Source organism: Calothrix sp. 336/3, assembly GCF_000734895.2.
In the GTDB taxonomy this organism is placed as follows: Bacteria; Cyanobacteriota; Cyanobacteriia; order Cyanobacteriales; family Nostocaceae; genus 336-3.
This window is the reverse complement of the sequence record NZ_CP011382.1, coordinates 1,206,598-1,227,292: the sequence shown is the minus strand read 5'-3', so window position 1 is coordinate 1,227,292 and position 20,695 is coordinate 1,206,598. Positions and strand designations below refer to the sequence as shown.

General features: G+C 40.4%; 10 protein-coding genes. 5 read left to right on the top strand and 5 right to left on the bottom strand.

Going from position 1 to position 20,695, the window contains the following annotated elements:
- Positions 1-483 precede the first annotated feature (483 nt).
- From IJ00_RS04780 to IJ00_RS04770, 3 genes are all read left to right on the top strand, one after another.
- On the top strand, positions 484-1,977 hold the full coding sequence (locus tag IJ00_RS04780) for a UDP-N-acetylmuramoyl-L-alanyl-D-glutamate--2,6-diaminopimelate ligase (protein WP_035150578.1): 1,494 nt from the start codon (positions 484-486) through the stop codon (positions 1,975-1,977).
- Positions 1,978-2,143: 166 nt separating this feature from the next.
- Complete coding sequence (locus tag IJ00_RS04775; RefSeq protein ID WP_035150576.1) at positions 2,144-3,487, top strand: ATP-binding protein; 1,344 nt, start codon at positions 2,144-2,146, stop codon at positions 3,485-3,487.
- 157 nt (positions 3,488-3,644) lie between these two features.
- Positions 3,645-5,690, top strand: coding sequence for a TonB-dependent siderophore receptor (locus tag IJ00_RS04770; RefSeq protein ID WP_035150574.1), 2,046 nt, complete (start codon positions 3,645-3,647; stop codon positions 5,688-5,690).
- A gap of 23 nt (positions 5,691-5,713) precedes the next feature.
- Here IJ00_RS04770 and IJ00_RS04765 read toward each other — a convergent pair whose 3' ends face one another.
- The 3 genes from IJ00_RS04765 to IJ00_RS04755 form a co-directional block, all read right to left on the bottom strand.
- Positions 5,714-7,144, bottom strand: a complete 1,431-nt coding sequence (locus IJ00_RS04765) for a sensor histidine kinase KdpD (protein WP_035158445.1) — start codon at positions 7,142-7,144, stop codon at positions 5,714-5,716.
- 159 nt (positions 7,145-7,303) lie between these two features.
- The gene (locus IJ00_RS04760) at positions 7,304-8,074 is read right to left on the bottom strand and encodes a class II glutamine amidotransferase (RefSeq protein WP_035150572.1); all 771 of its coding nucleotides are present in this window, start codon (positions 8,072-8,074) and stop codon (positions 7,304-7,306) included.
- Positions 8,075-8,165: 91 nt separating this feature from the next.
- Complete coding sequence (locus IJ00_RS04755; RefSeq protein WP_035150570.1) at positions 8,166-10,241, bottom strand: cation:proton antiporter; 2,076 nt, start codon at positions 10,239-10,241, stop codon at positions 8,166-8,168.
- A 397-nt stretch (positions 10,242-10,638) separates the two neighbouring features.
- Here IJ00_RS04755 and IJ00_RS04750 point away from each other — a divergent pair, with 397 nt between their 5' ends.
- Positions 10,639-12,123: an alpha-amylase gene (locus tag IJ00_RS04750; RefSeq protein ID WP_035150568.1), complete on the top strand. Its 1,485-nt coding sequence runs from the start codon at positions 10,639-10,641 to the stop codon at positions 12,121-12,123.
- Positions 12,124-12,250: 127 nt separating this feature from the next.
- On the opposite strand, the gene IJ00_RS04745 is transcribed toward IJ00_RS04750, so the two are convergent.
- Positions 12,251-13,132 carry a prolipoprotein diacylglyceryl transferase family protein gene (locus IJ00_RS04745; RefSeq protein ID WP_035150566.1) on the bottom strand — a complete coding sequence of 294 codons (882 nt, stop codon included), beginning with the start codon at positions 13,130-13,132 and terminating at the stop codon, positions 12,251-12,253.
- Between the two features lie 844 nt (positions 13,133-13,976).
- On the opposite strand from IJ00_RS04745, the gene IJ00_RS04740 reads away from it, so the two are divergent.
- Entirely contained in the window at positions 13,977-19,469 is a 5,493-nt protein-coding gene (locus tag IJ00_RS04740) for an ATP-binding sensor histidine kinase (protein WP_238178433.1), read from the top strand.
- Positions 19,470-19,734: 265 nt separating this feature from the next.
- Here IJ00_RS04740 and IJ00_RS04735 read toward each other — a convergent pair whose 3' ends face one another.
- Positions 19,735-20,694 carry a GNAT family N-acetyltransferase gene (locus IJ00_RS04735; RefSeq protein WP_035150564.1) on the bottom strand — a complete coding sequence of 320 codons (960 nt, stop codon included), beginning with the start codon at positions 20,692-20,694 and terminating at the stop codon, positions 19,735-19,737.
- Position 20,695 lies beyond the last annotated feature (1 nt).

Here is a 20,695-nt window from a genome sequence, read left to right as displayed (position 1 = left end):
GTGAGTTCGACGGTTCGAGCCAGGGATTTATAATCCTCGTTGGGACAGTTTTTTATCGATTTATCGAAGTATCCAAGCTCATCGAACTCACATTACATTAATTGTGATAGTTGAGTGTGGGTATCCCTTCACTTCCTTCGAGGATAGGTTTATCCGCTTTCTCAAATCAGGGAGTGAGACGCTCCCACTACACATTTCTTACCCATCACAACTCATTACTCCCTAAACCCTAGTCGAGTAGTAGTAGGATGTTTAAGGTAATTGCTTTGCAAGTTGCATAAAACTTTTAACTCTCCCTCGCAGATGACTTGTGAGCGCTACGTGAACTCTGTTAACCCTTGATGAAGATGGACATTTCCACCCCGATCTGTTTCTTTTTATCCTCCTATCTTCCCAGATTTTTCAGTTAGCCCTAGTATAAATAAAAAAAATAATGCACAATAAGCCCAAGAAAAGTCCCTTGGAGTAAATGAGGTTGACGGTATGAAACTGCGGGAATTGTTGGCTACTGTTGAGGGAATCTTACACTTACCCGAACATCCAGCTTTGGATGCAGAGGTTAAGGGTTTAACAACCAATTCCCATGCTACCAACCCTGGTGATGTATTTGTGGGAATGCCAGGAACACGAGTTGATGGGGGAGACTTTTGGCAAAGCGCGATCGCCAGTGGTGCAATTGCCTCTGTGATTTCTCCCGCAGCAGCAGAGAAGCACCCCCCGACGGATGACGTGTGTGTGGTGACTGCACAGGATATGACTCAAGCCTGTGGACAATTGGCAGCAGCATTTTACAATTACCCTGGACGTAAATTAAAACTTGTGGGTGTGACGGGTACAAATGGTAAAACTACCACCACCCATTTAATTGAATATTTTTTACACCAAGCTAATTTACCCACCGCTTTAATGGGGACTTTGTATACTCGTTGGCAGGGTTTTAATCAAACTGCCCTCCATACTACCCCCTTTGCTGTGGAACTTCAGCATCAACTCTCCCAGGCGATCGCTGCGGGAAATGAATACGGTGTGATGGAAGTTAGTTCCCATGCTTTAGCCCAGGGAAGGGTTCTAGGATGTGAGTTTGCGGTGAGTGTATTTAGTAACCTTACCCAAGATCATTTGGACTATCACCGAGATATGGAGGATTATTTTGCTGCTAAAGCTTTACTATTTAGTCCTGCATACCTCAGTGGTAGAGCTATTATCAATGCTGATGATGAATATGGCAAACGCTTAATTGCGGCTTTAGATAGGGATAAGGTTTGGAGTTACAGTGTGAATGATTCCACTGCTGATTTATGGATGAGTGATTTAAATTACCAGCCTAATGGAGTCAGTGGGACTTTACATACACCCCAGGGCAAGGTGTCTTTCTCTTCGCCCTTGGTTGGACATTATAATCTAGAGAATCTCCTGGCATCCGTGGGAGCAGTCCTCACTTTAGGTATTGATTTAAACTTAATTGCCCAATCCATTGCCAATTTTCCTGGTGTTCCTGGGCGGATGGAACGGGTGCAAGTGACTCCGGAACAAGATATCAGCGTGATTGTGGACTATGCTCATACCCCCGATAGCTTGGAGAATTTACTGAAGGCAGCCCGTCCATTTATACCTGGTAAGATGATTTGCGTCTTTGGTTGTGGAGGCGATCGCGATCGCACTAAGCGTCCGAAAATGGGTAAAATCGCTGCCGAGTTAGCAGATATTGCCGTTGTCACCTCCGACAATCCCCGTACTGAGAACCCAGAGGGAATTTTACAAGATATTTTGGCAGGAATCCCCGCCACAGTCACACCGCAAGTGATTGGCGATCGCGCTGCCGCTATCCGTACTGCTATCCTAGAAGCACAACCCGGTGACGGTGTTCTCCTCGCAGGTAAAGGTCACGAAGACTACCAGATTCTCGGTACAGAGAAAATCCACTTTGACGACAGAGAGCAAGCTAGGGATGCGTTAGTTGAGAGAGGAAAACTTTAAAGAAGTGGAGGAAGGAATTTGTTTGGGGAAAAGGGGTTTATCTATCAACCGTCAATTATTCCCTATTCCCAAACTTTTTTTTACAAATGAACACTTAAAGGCGAAAATCTAAGGCAGTATTATTTATTGCTTGTTTCTATCAATTCCTCCTTGTAGCACTTTACCCATGAATGTTTTGTTAACTCAGGATATATCTATATACAGATTAGCTTTGGACAAAGAGAAGACTTCTCAGTCTTTATCTCTCAAAGCGATAAGTTTATTAGCATTACTCAGAGCCCAGATTGATTTACTGATAGAACAGCAGATAGTGGCAACATTGTGGGTAAAGTTACCACCAGGAAAAATTTGGCAAGCAGAGTTAGCTCGTTATCACAGAGCTGTTGCAGATGGTGTGATTTATTATTGCCAAGCACCAGAGGGGGAAACATCTGTCTTTAAAATTCGCCGGGAATATTTTTTACTGACATTATCACCACAGTTTTCTAGCGTGACAGTGGCAGTACGTCCCCCGAAAAAACTCAAGAATCAAAAAACAGCTAGGGTAAATCCCAATGCTAATCTATCTTTTGTGACGGTTTCCTCCATCGAAGAGAAAGTGATTCAACAAGTCATTACTGGTTTGAAAGGGGCGATCGCTCCTGAATCTGCTAGTATTTTAGATAACTTTGAACCTAGTCAAATATCCTCACCAGCTTTATTCAATTCCCTATTCTCTAAGCAACTGCAACATCAAGATAAACTGCAAAGACTGGTGATGAAACGACGCATCACTAAGGTGGAAACCCAAAAACAAACCCTACAAACCAACTTACAAATCAAAGATGACAACCTCAGTCATGTGTGTCAAGAGCTACGCGCACCCTTAACCCATATGAAAACTGCACTTTCGTTGTTGAATTCCCCCACCCTGAAAATACCCCAGCGACAACGATATATGGATATGCTCAAGGATGAGTGCGATCGGCAAAATTCCTTGATCAACGGTGTTTTAGAATTAGTCCAAATAGAGCGCAATTTAGAAGATACTACCTTAGAATCACTTCACCTTGCAGATATTGTTCCTGGTGTTGTCAGCACCTACCAACCCCTCGCCCAGGAAAAAGGTATCATGCTAGCATACACAATTCCCACAGACTTACCGCCAGTATGGTGTGTGAGTGGAGGATTACGGCAAATAGTCATTCACCTACTTGCTAACAGTATTAAATTTACCCCCAACGGTGGACAAGTCTGGGTGCGGGCACGTTTGCAGGGCGACAATGTACAATTAGAATTCCGTGATACAGGAATTGGGATTGCAGACACAGATATATCCAAAATCTTCGATCGTTTTTACCGAGTACGTCCCCTACCTAACGGAGAAGCTTCAGGTGTCGGGTTAGGATTAACCATCGTGCAACAATTATTGCAACATTCTGGCGGTTCTATTGTTGTTAAAAGTAAACTCAATGAAGGTTCGACTTTTACAGTGCAATTAATGAGTACATCTTCTCCTGAAAAAAATTGAAAAACTGAATTTGTCAATTCATAAATACAAAAAAAGAGTAACAGTCATCACAAATGGGGCTGAAAATTCCAACTAAGACGGCGTGTCTTTTGACACGTTATTTTTATGTAGATTAGTCTGATTGTATAAATTTCTTGTCCTGTTTTTTTAACTGTAAATGATAAAAAATATATACGCAATTTCTGTGTTGCTGCCCTGCATCACAGCACTTCCTGCTGTCGCAGAATCAACTAAGCAAAATGTAGATATAGAGAAAGAAAAAGCATCCCTTTCTAGTATCCAGGAATTAGAAATACCCTCAACCGATGCCAAACTATTAACTCAAACACCAGAGGAAATACCACAAGACGATGCCGATATTAACCTCGAAACCATCGGTGAAAAAGACGCTTTACCTGAATCCACACCCACCTATATCATCGAAAAAGAAGAAATTGAAAAACAGGGAGCAACTAGTGTTGCTGATGTTTTAAAAAGAATGCCAGGGTTTGCAATTAACGATGTGGGACATGGAGCAGATATTCACACTGGTACCTATTATCGTGGTGCTTCAATTAATCAATCTGTGTTTTTAATTAATGGTAGACAAATTAATACAAATGTCAATACCTACCATGGAGCCACTGATTTAAATAGTATTCCCGTGGAATCCATCGAACGTATAGAACTATACAGTGGTGCTGCCACTGCTTTATATGGTTCCTCTGCTTTTGGGGGAGTTGTGAATATTATTACTAAACAAGGTGCTACTACTCCCAGATTAAATGGAACTGCGGAATTTGGCTCGTTGAATTTTAATAATCAACAGACAAGCTTTAGTGGTGGTAGTGATAAAATCAAATATAATTTGAGTTTTGAACGCTCATTTATTGATAATCGCTATAAAGTCCCTGTGGGTGCTGCAAACCGTGATGATAGCGGTAACTTATTTAATGCTGACACTGCCACTAGTACTTATTTTGGCAGTTTAGCTGTGGATTTAAATTCCAAAAATACCCTCAGCTTTGATATTAAGAAACTCAGCAGTCGTCGCGGCTTAATTTATTTTGGTTTTCCTTTACAAAGGGATAGATTAGACCATGATGGCTTAAATGTGGGTTTGTCTTGGAAAGCAAAATTTTCTCCCAATTCTAATTTAACAACAACCCTAGGTTATAATCAAGATTACTTTAGTACCTATGGTCCGACATTTTTCCAAGGTGATAACTTTTATCGCACAGGTATCTTAGATACACAAAATTTCACTGCTCGCTTAGACCATGATTGGAAAATTAGCCGCAATAGTAGCTTGCGTTGGGGCTTAGATTTCAAAAATACTAGCCTGAATGGAGAGACAAATAGTACCCGTCCTGATAGAATTGCTCTCAATGAAGTTGAAGATAGAAATACTACGAATACAGCACTATTTGCTGTGAATACTTGGAATTTTGGTGAGACATTACAAGTTGATTTAGGATTAAGACAAAGTTTCGATTCGCAATTTGGTAATTATCTCAATCCGAGTCTGGGATTTCGTTATACAGCAACTCCTGATTTAGCATTTCGTGGAAGTTTTGCCGGAGGACAAAGAAACCCTGGCTTAGACCAATTATATTTGTATGATACAGTTCACGGGTGGTTGTCAAATAGTGACTTAGAACCGGAAACTGGTTCTTCTTGGACTGCGGGTTTAGATGTGAATTTAGCAAAGAATCTTACAGGGCAATTTACCTACTTTGGTAGTAGTATTGATAATCGCTTAGGAATTATTCAAGGTCAGTGGCAAAATATTGGTTTAGTTGATACAAACGGTTTTGAAGCTGCCCTGCGTTGGCAATTTGCCCGCAATTGGTCAACTTTTCTCAACTATACTTATACTGATGCCAAAATCAAAACAGGTTCAGAGGCGGGGTTACAATTAGGGTTAATTCCCTACTCCAATATTCAAGGGGGAATTGGTTACGAATCCCAGGGTTGGCAAGCCAATTTATATGCTACCTATTCTAGTGGAGCGAGAAGAGCGCTTTTCAATAATCCTACAGAGAAGAATACAGATTTTTCCCCCGCTTACTTTAATTTAGATTTGACTGCTCGTGTGCCTTTAAGTCGGAATTTGGGGTTGACTTTCTATTTAGAAAACTTGTTAGGTGAACAATACGAAAGAGTTAACCGGATTTATAGTCCGGGTTTTACTTTTCGTGTGGGTGTGAGTTCCAATATTTAAGAGAGATTCCAGAGAGTGGGTTTTTAACTGCACTGCTTCTCGCTAACTTCTAGGGGCAAGAATATTGTTAAAACTTCTCCCTGTTGGGGACGTTGACGGACGATTAATTTACCACCGATCGCCTGGAATAAATGCTTAGTTGCGTTCAGGTTCAGACTAATTGTTCCCGTTTCTGGTTGAAATACTAGTAGTTGTCCTAAAGCTTTGCGAATGGGGGGTTGACAGGGGTGTTTAACTGATTCTTCCTGCTCTTCCCCCTGGGATTGAGGTAACAATTGTAACTTGAGTTGGTCGCCGGCGGGGATGACTTGCACTTGGATATGGCTACCGGAGGGTAAACTGCGGGTGAAGTTTTCCATTAAACCAGTCAGAACCCGATCTAACATGGTGGGGTTGCTGACGACTGTGGGTAATTGCTGGGGTAGCACCACATCTAGGGTTAAATTGCGGCGACGGGCTGCGTCTTGCCAGCGAGGGATACTTGCTTGCAGGATTTGTTCCAAACACATAGCGGTGAGGGGAGCGGCAGTAGATTTACTGGTATTGGATGTTTCCAGTTCTGCTGCTCTAAATAATAACTCCATGCGGTCAATTTGTTCGGTACATTCCCTGTCGATAATTTCGAGACGCTTGGTGACTTTATGGGCTAAGTCTTGCTGTTTGAGTAATAGACGGGTGATGGTGCGAATAGTTGTCAGGGGTGTGCGTACTTCGTGGGCAAATGCTTGTAAAAGCTCAATATCCGCACGGTAAGGAGTGGGGGTAGAAGATGGTAAGGGGGAAGAGATTTCCTCTGTACCAATGATTTTTGCTTCCTTGTCTGTGGGTAATTCCGCTAGCAGTAATTGACTGAATTCCATGAGGATACGGTAGTCGGGTGCTAGGGGGGTATATTGTTGTACTAAGGCTTCGAGTTCGGCGAATAAATCGGGATTGGTGAGGATAATTCTGGCAGCGATCGCCCGCCAAACTTGTTGTACTACCTCTGGCTCAAAGGAGAAGCGAAACTCTTTCTCTCCATTGGGTGATGCGGCAAGGACAAGAACGAGGGAGAATTTCTCTGTGAATACCAAACAGAACTGCTCTCTAGCTAGGGGATCGCTGTCAATTAGGGGTAATACTGATTCGTGGGTGTCTTCGCTGGCGATCGCTATCTCTGCTGTGGACATTTGAAATGGCATCAACGCCAAAGGATTGAAGGGTTTTGCTGTGAATGTTACCGACTGTAAATTTTGCAGTAGGGTTGCATTACTTAATACTGGGGCAGGTGCTGCCAGTACTAACCCCCTGGGAGTATCATCTACTGCTGTTTCTACCGTATTTATCAGGAGTTGCTCTGTCGCGGCTACAGCAATGCGCCATTGTTGCTGTGCTTTCTGCGGCGGGCAAAAAGTCCCTGAAGTTTGACTGGCTGCGATTATTTCGCTCAGACTTGGCAAAATCCATTGATACACAACTTTCACCCCTTGCTTGAGAGCGACATCTGCCCTTAGGCAAATACTCCACTACCTATGAGGTTATCCATATTTGGTGATAGATGGAAGTCGTAGAACCGAACAAATAGGGAGAAGTTTCCCTAGGGTAATAGACAAGAGAAAAAATACTTTCCCTGGCTAAATTTGTACAGGTAAACCATCCTGAAAAGCTAATAACTCTCCAGGGGCGATCGCTGTCCAAGTTTCGTTATCCGTTAGGGGTGTGGTGGCAATCACAGCAACGCGATCGCTGGGTGTGGTTAATTCGCTAAAATCTACGGTAACATCTTGGTCAATTAAATGGGCAGCAACAAAGGGTGCTTGACGCACGATATAACAAAGTTTTGTGGAGCAGTGGGTAAAAAAATATTCCCCATCTGATAACAGGTAATTAAATATTCCATGGCTTGCCAGTTTTTGCGTAACTTGTTGCAACACGGAATAAAGCTCTCTGAGACTGGGTTTACCATAGGGGAAGGCTGTCCTTAAGGTTTCTAATATCAAGCAAAAGGCTTTCTCACTGTCAGTATTGCCGACAGGAATGTAATATTTTGTGCTTCCTAGTTGAAAGTCTGGTAAATCACCATTATGGGCAAATACCCAATACCTACCCCACATTTCCCGACGGAAGGGGTGACAATTCTCCAGGGTGATTTCCCCTTGGGTAGCTTTGCGAATATGGGCAATCACATGGGTAGAACGGATGGGGTAACTACGTACCAATTCCGCTACCGGAGACGCGATGGAGGGTTTTTCATCCACGAAAATTCGGCATCCCTTACCTTCAAAAAAGGCAATTCCCCAACCATCTTTATGATCATCTGTTTTACCTCCCCGTGCTGCGAAACCCTCAAAGGAAAAGCAGATATCCGTGGGGACGTTGCAATTCATACCCAGTAGTTGACACATGGATCTGGCAGTTTTGAACTATTGAATATTAGCTTGGCATCAAGATACTGCAAAAACCCATGACTTGACTGGTGCGATCGCTGCAATCTGATTAGATTTTGGAAATTTGCGGTTCACCTAAAAGGATAATGGAAGATTGTAAAGCTTTAATAACTTCCGTTGTCACCTCACTCACTGCTAATCCTGCGGTGGTGCGGTAGCGTACAGAACGTAAAACAACTAAATCAAAAGATTTAGCTTCTGTAATAATGATTCTGGCAATATCATCACCGGGGATAGTCCGGATATGAGTATTGACTTTGAGGTTTTCATTATTGGCGATCGCAGATAATTGAGACTGGAATTGCTGAACTATGGCACTGGGTGTGTAGCGATCGCAAACGTGTAATAACACTACCTCTGCTTGGTTGCTACTGGCTAAAATTTGCGCTAACCGAATTGCATCAACGGTTTGCCTAGTCAAATCACCCACAGGTACGAGAATTCGCTGAATCATCGACGGACTTTTTAGTAGTCGAGTCACTGCAACGGGACAATGGGAAGAGAGAAAAATACTATCGATCACGTTACCAAATAGACGAGCGCGAAAACCTGTAATACGTCCCCATCCCATCACAACCAGGTTGGCATTTTCTTCCCGACTGGTGCGACTGATTCCCAGAGCGATATCATCATCAATGCGAATTCGGGGCGATACATCCACTCCAAACTCCTGACTAATTTCCCTCGCTATCTGCAATTTTTCCTGACTTTGGGTGAGTTTTGCCAGGAGTCGAGAGTCATCCATGTGAAGATACCCTTGGGCGATCGCTAAGGGAATAATTTTCCCTGACTCATGACGAGCTAATAAAGCAGCCATTTCAATTAAATCCCGTTGGGTTTGTGGATTATAAATCGGTACAATCACCGTTAACTGGGAATTTAACTTTTGCTCTGCTGCTAAATCTCTTTGCCACCATGTAGATAAACTATTTGTAGTCAATTCCACCTGGGGAATAGTCAAATAATTCCCAAATCTTGCGGTTAATATCGGACCAATAATTGCCGTCACCAACATTAAAACAATTACACTATTTAAAACACCCTCATTAATTAATCTTTCCCCTCCAGAATTCAAGGTTTGGTAAGCCACTAAAGTTGCAGCTAAGGTGGCAGCTACTTGTGGTAAAGATAAAGACCACATGGTTAACAATTCTGGCGTATTGTAACGGTAGAGAAATTTGGCTATCAAAGCTGCTAAGAATTTACTGCCAATCAGAGCAACCACAATTGCCAGAGTCAACCAAATTGAACTTAAGGTTTTAATAAATGCCGGAATGTTAATTAATAATCCCATATCCACAAAGAAACAGGGAATAAATAACACGCTCCCGACAAACTCTACTTTTTCCTTAACCACACTCCTTCCTAAAACATCATTAACTGCTAATCCCGCTAAAAATGCTCCCACAATTTTTTCTACACCGATAATTTGCGCACCCACAGATGCTAAAAACAAGGCTAGTAAAATAAATAAGAATTGATTCCCTTGTTCATCTCCAGAACGTCGAAAAAACTCCTTACCTGCCCAATCAAAACCCCATAAAATTAATAAAGAATAAACCGCTAATCCTGCCAATAATTTAATTAAACTGACAACTGTAAAATCTCCTCCATGAATTCCTACACAAATTGCTAGTACCAATAAAGCCCCTGTATCCGTAAAAATTGTCGCTCCAATTGTCACAGTTACTGCTTCATTGGTCACCATCCCCATACGACTGATGATGGGATAGGCTAAAAGTGTATGGGAAGCTAGCAAGGAACCAATTAAAACCGCAGAATTCCAGCTAAAATTAAATAATCTCCCAACAATTATTCCTGCTATCAGAGGAATAATAAAAGTTAAAAATCCAAACACCAAAGAGCGATTTTTTGTTTTGCGAAACTGCTCTAAATCAATTTCTAACCCGGCTACAAACATCAAGTAAATCTTACCAATATCTGAAAGTAACTTGATGGTTTCTGAATCCGAATTCAGCAATTTCAAACCACTCTCTCCCAGAACCACCCCTGCAAGTAATAAACCAATCAATCCGGGTAATTTGAATTTTTCAAAAATTGGAGGAATAGTTAAAATTACCAAAATCAGCAGCGTAAAAGTAATAATTGGACTATGCAGTGACAAAATAATACCTCACACAGCAATAAATTTCATAATAAAACTTTAAAAACATAAAATTTGAGCTTAGTATAAGTCCATTAAGAGGCAAAATAATATCCATCAAAAGTCATAAAATCTTGCTCTTTATAAACTATCTGTCTCAATATTCATCAAATTTTACAATGATTATTTTCCTGCAAACATTCCTTACTCTCATCGTCAAATCAGGCATCTATGCAAGCATAAAAATTTATGCCAAAAGTAAGATATACTTCATCACCCCAAGATAGATGTATGAATGTTGATAAACGTTAGATACTCATGATTGAGAGAGCAGAACAACCTCACCAAATGAACTTTTCTGCCATTGGATATACTCTCTGCGTAAGCATTATGTAAGTAAATAAGGAAAGCAAGAATTGTGACTGAGACAAATGGCGTTATGATGCAGTATTTCCACTGGTACAATCCAGGTGACGGTAGCCTGTGGAAGCAGTTGGCAGAGTCTGCCACCGACTTAGCCAAAGTTGGTGTCACCTCCGTTTGGTTACCTCCTGCTTATAAAGGTACTGGTGGTGGAATGGATGTTGGTTATGGTGTTTATGATTTATTTGATTTAGGTGAATTTGACCAAAAAGGCTCTATTCGCACCAAATATGGAACCAAGGATGAGTATCTACACGCCATTAAAACTGCACAAAAGGCAGGAATTAGAATCTATGCTGATGCGGTTTTTAACCACAAATTAGGTGCAGACGAAGAAGAAGAAACCCAAGCCACACCCTTTCATCCTGACGATCGCAATGCCACAATTGGCGAGTATCAGACAATCAAGGCTTGGACACATTTTACCTTTCCTGGTCGCGGCGACAAGTATTCTAGTATGAAATGGCACTGGTGGCACTTCGACGCAATTGACTATAACGCCTATAATGCCGAAGAGAACGCGATTTATTTACTCAAAGGCAAAGAATTTGACCGCAATATTGACCTAGAAAAAGGTAATTTTGATTACCTCATGGGTTGCGATTTGGATATGCAAAACCCGGAAGTTACCGGAGAGTTAAAATACTGGGGCGAATGGTATCTTGATACAACGGGTGTGGATGGCTTCCGATTTGATGCTGTCAAACACGTATCGGCAGACTTTTTCCAAGAATGGTTAGAACACGTTCGTAACTATGCTCAACGGGAGATATTTGCAGTCGGTGAATATTGGTCCTATGAAGTCGAAGCTTTACATCACTTCATTACTGTTACAGATGGTAAGGTGACTCTATTTGATGCACCTCTGCATCATAATTTTTATATAGCTAGTAAGTCAGGCAATGATTACGACCTACGGCAAATTTTTGACAATACCCTAGTACAGCAACAACCTGCTCTCGCTGTAACTTTAGTGGATAATCATGATTCTCAACCTTTACAATCCTTAGAATCAGTGGTTGAAGCTTGGTTTAAACCCCTCGCCTATGCCCTAATTTTACTTCGACGGGAGGGATATCCTTGTATTTTCTACGCTGATTATTACGGCGCTCATTACAAAGATCATGGCAATGATGGCAATGAATATGAGATTTGGTTAGACAGTCACCAATGGATTATTGATAAATTCCTCTTTGCACGTCAAACCTATGCCTATGGTGAGCAGTACGATTATTTTGACCACGCAAATACAATCGGTTGGACACGACTGGGTGATGAAGAACATCCTGGTGGAATGGCTGTTGTACTTAGTAATGGTAGCGAAGGCAGTAAATATATGGAAGTTGGACAACCCAACCGTACCTATATTGATATCACCGAAAATATCACTGAACCCATAACAACTAATGAGGAAGGTTGGGGTGAGTTTCGTTGTAACTCTGGTTCGGTTTCTGTGTGGGTTCCCCAGGAATCACCCTAGTACAGCATGGTGTAAATAAAGCAACATATGGGGGTTTGGCTCCTCCCCATGGAGAACCCCCTATTTTACTAACTGCCTCACCATTCAAAATCAACGAAACGCTGACGCTGTATTAATTCTGCCTAGACTAAAATTTTAATAATTCTAATATTTGTTCTCCTTGGAGTGTGAGAGTACAAACTAAAATTAAGACCATTGATATACACTGAGCTTCTGAGAATTTACCAATTTTGGGACGAATACTAGATTCACGGTAGAAGTCCGCAAAAAAGCGATATATGCAGTAAACCAAAAAGTACAAGGATAATGTCTGACCTGTAAATTCTTCTGTGAGTAATAACCTCACTAGTAAAATTACAAATAATGTCAAATTAAAACTAGCTTCTACGAGTTGAATCGGAAATACAGGGTATCCGGTGTAGAAAGCGGCAGCTAATTTCGTATCTCGGTGTTCTGGGAGTAAATAGCTTGGTGTATATAAAACTCCAAATTTTGCGGAGAATTTCCCATGACAGCATCCACTTAAGAAACAACCGACTCTGACAATTCCGGCAATTAGTGGCAGCAGAATCCCCAGTAAATCGAGACTCACCAGGACGGATTGTCCCATTAACCAGCAACAGAATGTATAGCCAGGAATCAGGAAAAATATACAATCTTGGATATAGGAACGACCTTGAATATTGAAGAGTCGAGACTTTACCCAAAGATATAAAGGATATCCAGGGTAATGAAAAATCAGGATATAATTTATCCCTGCGAAAATATTAATGTCAAGATGGAATTTTACTGATAAAAACCATACTGTACCTAAAACAGAAAGCAATCCGACGTTAAACATTAAAGAGTATGGACTATATTTCTTCCCAAAGAGAGTTATCCGATGGGATAAATAGATAATTCTCTCTAAAAAATTCAGCGTTTGAGGCTCTTTATCAAGGTCTGGATGCTGAACATTTTCCACCCATTCGCTGAGTTTAATATTACTGGAAATTAGAGAATTGTACATAGCTAATATGATGGTGAAAGATTAGAGACTGAGGTATTAAGTAAGCTTGGCTGAGGAGTGAAGATATACAAGGCAGAACTAACTGTGATATTTTGTATTTCCTTTAATAACAGGAAAATGACATAGCTCATGACTTGATTTCTAGGGACAGGGGTAATTATTTAGTCATGGTGAGATGTTTGCACAGCAGATTTTTTTGTTCTCTAAGATTGACTGTAGAGAAAGTATCTGTGGAAGATGAATATATTGATAGTCATTTTGTAATGGTCATCTCCGATTATTGGATATAGCTTCTATGGAAAAGCCGATTTATGTCTGTTTGCAATCCGATAATTGGACAATTTTCTCTGTACTCCATCAATACAAATCTACGAAAGCTCTATATTTTGGGGTGATAAATTTATTTTTATTTAGATAAGGGATATTGACGCGAATCGATAATAGCTTTTGTGACTCCCTACAGACATCAGTAAGAATAAGGCTTTGTAAACATACTGAGATGCTAGGGCAAAGGCTCGTAATATCTTAATAATTAGCCAGTTTATCCTGGCTCAACTTTATGAATATTTGTTTTTATTTGAAAATATGAATTTTGGAGGAGTAATTCATATTTATGATTTTTTATATGTTATCGGATAATTTTATCACGTTGTAATCTTATCTAAAGAAAGATATACAATATATCTATTAGAATAGATGATAATCATTAGTTCGCAGATGTTTGTTTGCTTGATATACACATAAAATAATCATCTTAAACAAGTGATACTTTCAAGGCTATACAGGGAAAAATAAGCTCAGACAGTTAGCAATATCAGGTATATATTCAATGCAGAGAGGTTTGATGTTCCCGGGGTATATAATTAACGAAATAATTTATGAGGGGATAGAAACTACTGTCTATCGTGCCTCATCTGAAAAAAACCAAACATCAGTAATTATTAAAGCTCTGAAGGCAGAATATCCGAGCGTGGAGATGGTGACTCGCATTAAACACGAGTTTCGGATGATGGAAAACCTGAATTTGCCAGGAGTTATTCAAGTTGAAGATTTGCAAGTTTGCCAAAATCGCTGGTTTTTAGTGATGGAGGATATTGGTGGTGTGAGTCTGGGAAACTTTCTCCAAGATATGGGGGATTCTGACAGCAAAAAGTTAGGGGTGGGGGAATTTTTACAGATTGCTGTGCAGTTAGCTCAGGGATTGATATCTCTGCATCAAGAGGAAATTATTCACAAAGATATTAAACCTGCCAATATTATTATTAATCCTCAGACGGGGGAGGTTAAGATTACTGACTTGAGTATTGCCTCTAGATTCACCCATGGAGCAACTCAACTGCTACACCCTGAGCAGATGGAGGGAACCTTAGCATATATGTCTCCTGAGCAAACGGGAAGAATGAACCGTAGCATTGATTATCGCAGCGATTTTTATTCTTTGGGTGTCACCTTTTATGAAATGTTAGCAGGATGTTTGCCTTTTACTAGTCAAGATGCGTTGGAATTAGTTCACTGTCATATTGCAAAACAAGCACCTCCATTACAGGAAATTATCCCGGAAATTCCCCTGGCGATCGCCGCAATTGTTGACAAGCTGATGGCAAAGAATGCGGAGGAGCGCTATCAAACTGCCGATGGTTTGTTGAAAGACTTGGAGGATTGTTTCCAACAGTGGCAAAGGGGGGGGAGGATTACAAATTTCCAGTTGGGTAAGGGCGATCGCCCATCTCAGTTGCTCATTCCTCAGAAATTATACGGTAGGGAAAAGCAAGTACAGCAAATTTTGGCTGCTTTTGAACGGGTGAATCAGAATAATTCCCAGAAGAAGATATTACCGGAAATGATATTAGTTTCTGGTTATTCGGGGATTGGCAAATCTTCTTTAGTCAATGAAGTTCATAAGCCAATTGTCAGACAAAAGGGTTACTTTGTCAGTGGAAAATTTGACCAATTACAGCGTAACATTCCCTATGCTTCGATTATCCAAGCATTACAATCATTAATCCAGCAAATTTTAACTGAGGATAGTCAGAAGTTAACATATTGGCGGCAGAGACTGCATCAAGCTTTGGGTGATAATGGTCAAATCATGGTGAATGTGATTCCAGAATTAGAATATATCATTGGGAAGCAGCCAATGGTTGCAGAATTGGGTATCACAGAAACACAAAATCGTTTTATTCGTATCTTTCAATCTTTAATTCGGGTTTTTGCCGCTCCCTCACACCCCCTAGTCATATTTTTAGATGATTTACAGTGGGCAGATTCTGCTTCTCTGAATTTTTTGCAAATATTAATCACAAACCCGGAGAATCAATATTTACTTTTAATTGGAGCCTATAGAGATAATGAAGTTTCTGCGGTACACCCCTTGATGAAAACCATCAGTTTAATTAGGGAAGCGGGAATATCTATAACTAATATTATTTTATCTCCTTTAAATTTACATCATATTCAGGAATTAGTTCGAGAAACTTTAGTTCTCACGGCAGATAATCTCTCTACGGAAGAACTGGCAGAATTACTTTTTAATAAGACTCAAGGAAATCCCTTCTTTTTAAATCAACTACTAAAAATATTATATCAAGAGAAATTACTGACCTTTGATATCAATCAAGGTGGGTGGCAATGGGATTTACAACAAATTCAAGCGGCAGGTATTGGTGATAAAAGTATTGTCGAGTTAATGGCGGCAAATATTCATAAATTGCCTAGTTTGACACAAAGTATTTTACAAAAAGCTGCTTGTATTGGTGCAAAATTTACCCTGGATGTGATCGCCGCAGTCAGTGAAAAACGGGTTGCAGAGGTAGCTGTGGCATTGGATTCCGCATTACACATGGGGTTGATTTTGCCTTTGAATAATGATTACAGAATTCCCCTACTGTTTGCTGAAGAAGAATTAGCCAATTTTCGCCTAGATGATTCACGTCCAGCTTATCGTTTTCTCCATGATAGGGTACAACAAGCTGCCTATTCTTTAATTCCAGAAAGCGAAAAACAGCATACCCATTATCACATTGGGCAATTATTACTGCAAAATACTCTCCCAGAAGCCATAGAAAATAATATTTTTGATATTGTGAATCAGTTCAATATGGCGATCGCGAATATTGATGCATCCCAAAAATTGCAACTGGCAGAATTAAATTTAATTGCTGGAAGCAGGGCTAAAAGTGCTGCTGCTTATGATGCTGCCTATAGTTATTTACGTACAGGTTTTCAGTTATTAAGTAAGAATATTTGGCAAGAAGATTATAAGTTTGCCCTGAGATATCATGAAGCAGTCGCTCAGCTTGCCTATCTTTGTGGTGATTTTGCCGTCACCGAAGATTGTACCCAGGCGATCGCCCACCAAGCAACCTCCCTGTTAGATATTGTCGCCGCCCAGGAAATTCAAATCTTAGCTAATTTGGCGCAGAATCGCTTACTAGATGCCGTTGATTTAGCTTTGAAAATTTTAAAGCAATTGGGAATTAAGTTGCCTTCCCGACCAAATATGCTGGAAGTGCTGCAAGGTTTAGTCATTACCCGGCTGAATTTATTAGATAAAAAAGCTGCAAGTTTAATAGATTTACCTGAGATGCGGCAGCAGGAACAATTGGCAGCAATGCGAATTTTGTCAACAGTTACATCAGCTGCCTATTTGAGTGTTCCCAATCTGTTGCCCCTGTTGGTATTTAGTCAAATTCGTCTATCTGTGAAGTATGGAAATACTGCCCTTTCGGCGGTGGGTTATGCTCAGTATGGTTTCATTTTATCGGGGGTTGTCTCTGATATTGCGACGGGTTTTGCCTTTGGGCAATTAGCATTAGCCATTGTGGATAAATTTCGGGCAAGGGAATTACAAGCTAAGGTATTAGTTTTAGTTTATGGCTTTAATTATCATTGGCAAAAACCCCTAGGGGAAACATTAAAATTTTTAGAATCTGCCTATCAGTTAGGTTTGGAAACGGGAGAGATTGAATATACTACCTGGGCAGCATTATTTTATTGTATGTATGCCTATTATTTAGGGCGAGATTTACAGGAATTACATACAGAAATTAGTGCCTATCGTCAATCTATTCAGCAGTTGAAGCAGGAAAAGGCGCTAACTTATATTCAGGTATTTGAGTATACAGTAAATGCTCTCCTCGATAAACCTGTAATTCCCCTAGATTTTGCCCTGATTAATGATGATACTGGCAAATTTTTTGCCCATTTACAAGAACTACAACTAAAGTATTTATTTGGTGATTATCAAGGGGCGATCGCCCAAGGGAAGGTAGCTGTCACCTATTTACAAAGTGTAGTTGGTACCTATAACGTTGGTGTCTATCATTTTTACCAAGCTCTCGCACTCCTAGCAGTCTATCCCCAATTAGGAAAATCTGAGCAACAGCAAGCTCTGGCAACGGTGAATAGCTATCAAAGGAAATTAGAAAAATGGGCAAAATATTCACCTACTAGCTATCAACATAAAGTAGCTTTATTGGTAGCTGAAAAGTATGGAATATTCGGTCAAAAAGATAAGGCAATGGCATATTATGAAAGGGCGATCGCCCTAGCACAAGCAAATAATTTTCTCTCAGAAGTTGCCCTTGCCTATGAACGTACAGCCCTGTTCTATTTATCGATTCAGCAGCCAAAAATTGCTAAAGTTTACATGACTGATGCTTACTACAACTATCTGCAATGGGGAGCAACTGCCAAGGTTAAACAATTACAAAAAAATCACCCAGATTTAATTATTCAAACCCTCACCCTTGGTAATACTATTGATATTAACAGTAACATCAGTTCGAGAACCTATATTCCCCAAGAAGGTACAATCTCGGAAAATATTCATATCTTAGATTTGGCAACCCTACTCAAAGCCAGTGAAACTATCCAAAGTAGCTTACATATTGAAAATTTACCTAGTTGCCTCCTACAAATTATCATTGAAAACACTGGGGCACAAACAGGTTTTTTAGTTTTGCAACAGCAAGAGCAATTAATAATTGTTGCCATGCATGATGGTGTAGAAATAATCACTTCCCGCTCCACAATGGAAAGTGCAAATATTCCCCACACCCTGATTAACTACGCTGCTAGAACTTACCAACCTTTAGTGATTAACGATGCTCAAAGTCACCCGTTGTGTGCATCAGACTCCTATATCCTGACAGTAAAAGCAAAATCAGTTCTCTGTTTTCCCATTTTTTACCAGGGTAAATTTATTGGTTTATTTTACTTAGAAAATAGACTGACTACAGGAGCATTCACTCCCCAACACTGGGAAATTTTGAAAATTCTTGCCTCCCAAGCAGCGATCGCGCTCCATAATTCCCAACTTTATACCCAAGAGCAACAAAAATCCCTACAACTGCAAACATCCCTAGAGGAATTACAACTCACCCAAACCCTATTGCAACAAAAAGCCCATGATTTAGAAACTGCAATCCTACAACTACAACAAACCCAATCCCAACTCGTACATACAGAAAAAATTTCTTCCCTAGGACAACTAGTAGCAGGTGTGGCGCACGAAGTCAACAACCCCGTGGGCTTTATTAGTGGTAACTTGGACTATACTCAGGAATACGTCCAACAGTTAATTCATCACCTGCAACTCTATCAGCAACACTTTACCGAGATACCTGAGGCAATTCTCCAAGATGCCAAGAAAATCGATTTAGATTATCTGATTACGGATTTACCGAAGATGATTGACTCCATGCAACTCGGAGCCAGCAGAATCACTGACATCATGCAATCCCTACGCAACTTTTCCCGCAATGATGGCAATGATAAGAAAGCTGTTGATATCCATGAAGGGATTAACACCACAATCATGATACTATCCCATCGCCTCAAGGCAAAGGCAACTCGTCCACAAATTGTTATTGTCAAAGAATATGGCGATTTACCCCTGATTGAATGTTATCCAGGGCAACTTAATCAAGTATTTATGAATTTAATTGCCAATGCTATTGATGCTCTAGAAGAATCTAACCAAGGTAAAACCTATACAGAGATTGAAAAAAATCCCAACACTATCACCATCAACACATCTATCCTGAATGATGGGGTTTGCATTCGCATTGCTGATAACGGTATGGGTATGAGTCAAGAAGTGCAAGACAAATTATTTAATGCATTCTTTACCACCAAACCGGAAGGGAAAGGTACTGGTTTGGGATTATCGATTAGTTATCAAATTGTTACGGAAAAACACGGTGGTAGCTTAAAGTGTAATTCTGCACCTGGGAAAGGAGCCGAATTTATTATTACCCTACCAGGAGCTAAGGAAATTCCAGAAGATAAAGTAAGGAGTAATACCAATTCACAATTCGCAATTCGCAATTCGTAATTAATAAATCCTGGTTTGACAAGGGTTTTAGAGCTTGGATATGTTTCAGGATTTTCGTGAAATGGTATAAGGAGTAAGGAAAGTTCTTTGCTGCATTCAAATCTGCAAATGCTTTAATGTATATCTTACTATCCAATGGCGATCGCGCAGTCATAAACGCCACATTATCGGAATCAGCTATTTATCGCTGAAATCAAGGGCTAAAGCCTTACTACAAAGTATAAAATTCACCTAACACCACCTAACACCATAGTGTCAATTTTCGCTAAACTGATTTGATGTACACAATCTTAGTGTAAACTTTGTCAAATCCCACAGATTCATAGAGTCGCAATGCACCACTAGGATTATCAGCATCAACACCGAGTCTGGCTGTATTCATCCCCACAGATTTCAATTTGTGTAAACCTGAGAGTAACATGGCTGTTCCTAAACCCATTTTTCGGTGACTACGGATGGTTCCTAATACTCCAATCCAACCTTCTTTTCGTCCTGTACGTTTGTTATCTTCAGGAAAAATTTGACATTCACAGGTAGATACAAATGTATTATCGGAGGCGATCGCAATTAAATTCAAATCCGGTTTGTAGGAGGGTTCGTTGATAAAGTGAATCATGTTTTCGACGGTTAAGTCATGGTGATTCCAATGATCAACAAAGGATTGATTGAACATCTCTACCCATGCTGGGATGTCTGTTTCCCGATTCATCTGTCGGATGCTATACCCTGTGGGGAGTTGCGGTTGGGGAATGGTTTCGGTGAGATTACGTTCCATTGTAAAAAAGTAACGGGTGACTTTAAATCCATGATTTTCGATCATTTGGATCCGTTCCCGTTGAGAATCCCTAGCACTTAACCCGAATCTGGTGGGTATTTGGTGTTTTTGCTTCACTTCACCCATCCGTTGTTCTCCCCAAGCAAGGATGGCAGATTCTAAGTTAATTTGACGATGATTGGGATGGATGTAAAAACTCAGGAAACCGTCGATTGAGTCGCTGGGTTCGGTAATCCAAAGATATCCAAAACCAATTAGCTCTCCATCTTCATTTTCCCACAACTGTAAATCTCGCTGGGTGTCGATGGAGGGTGTACTGAATTCAGTTTGCAATTCACCGACGGTTGTTCCTTGTTCTAATTGATCAACCGCATCACAGCAGTTAATTAAATGCGCGATCGCGTCTAAGTCTGATTCCCCAAGATAAGCACGTTTTGTTAAAGTCAGCATC

Excerpts from the sequence above, each read along its gene's own strand:
- IJ00_RS04745 (WP_035150566.1), bottom strand. The coding sequence starts at position 13,132 with ATGTACAATTCTCTAATTTCCAGTAATATTAAACTCAGCGAATGGGTG.
- IJ00_RS04735 (WP_035150564.1), bottom strand. The coding sequence starts at position 20,694 with ATGCTGACTTTAACAAAACGTGCTTATCTTGGGGAATCAGACTTAGAC.
- IJ00_RS04775 (WP_035150576.1), top strand. The coding sequence starts at position 2,144 with ATGAATGTTTTGTTAACTCAGGATATATCTATATACAGATTAGCTTTG.
- IJ00_RS04760 (WP_035150572.1), bottom strand. The coding sequence starts at position 8,074 with ATGTGTCAACTACTGGGTATGAATTGCAACGTCCCCACGGATATCTGC.
- IJ00_RS04780 (WP_035150578.1), top strand. The coding sequence starts at position 484 with ATGAAACTGCGGGAATTGTTGGCTACTGTTGAGGGAATCTTACACTTA.
- IJ00_RS04740 (WP_238178433.1), top strand. The coding sequence starts at position 13,977 with ATGTTCCCGGGGTATATAATTAACGAAATAATTTATGAGGGGATAGAA.
- IJ00_RS04770 (WP_035150574.1), top strand. The coding sequence starts at position 3,645 with ATGATAAAAAATATATACGCAATTTCTGTGTTGCTGCCCTGCATCACA.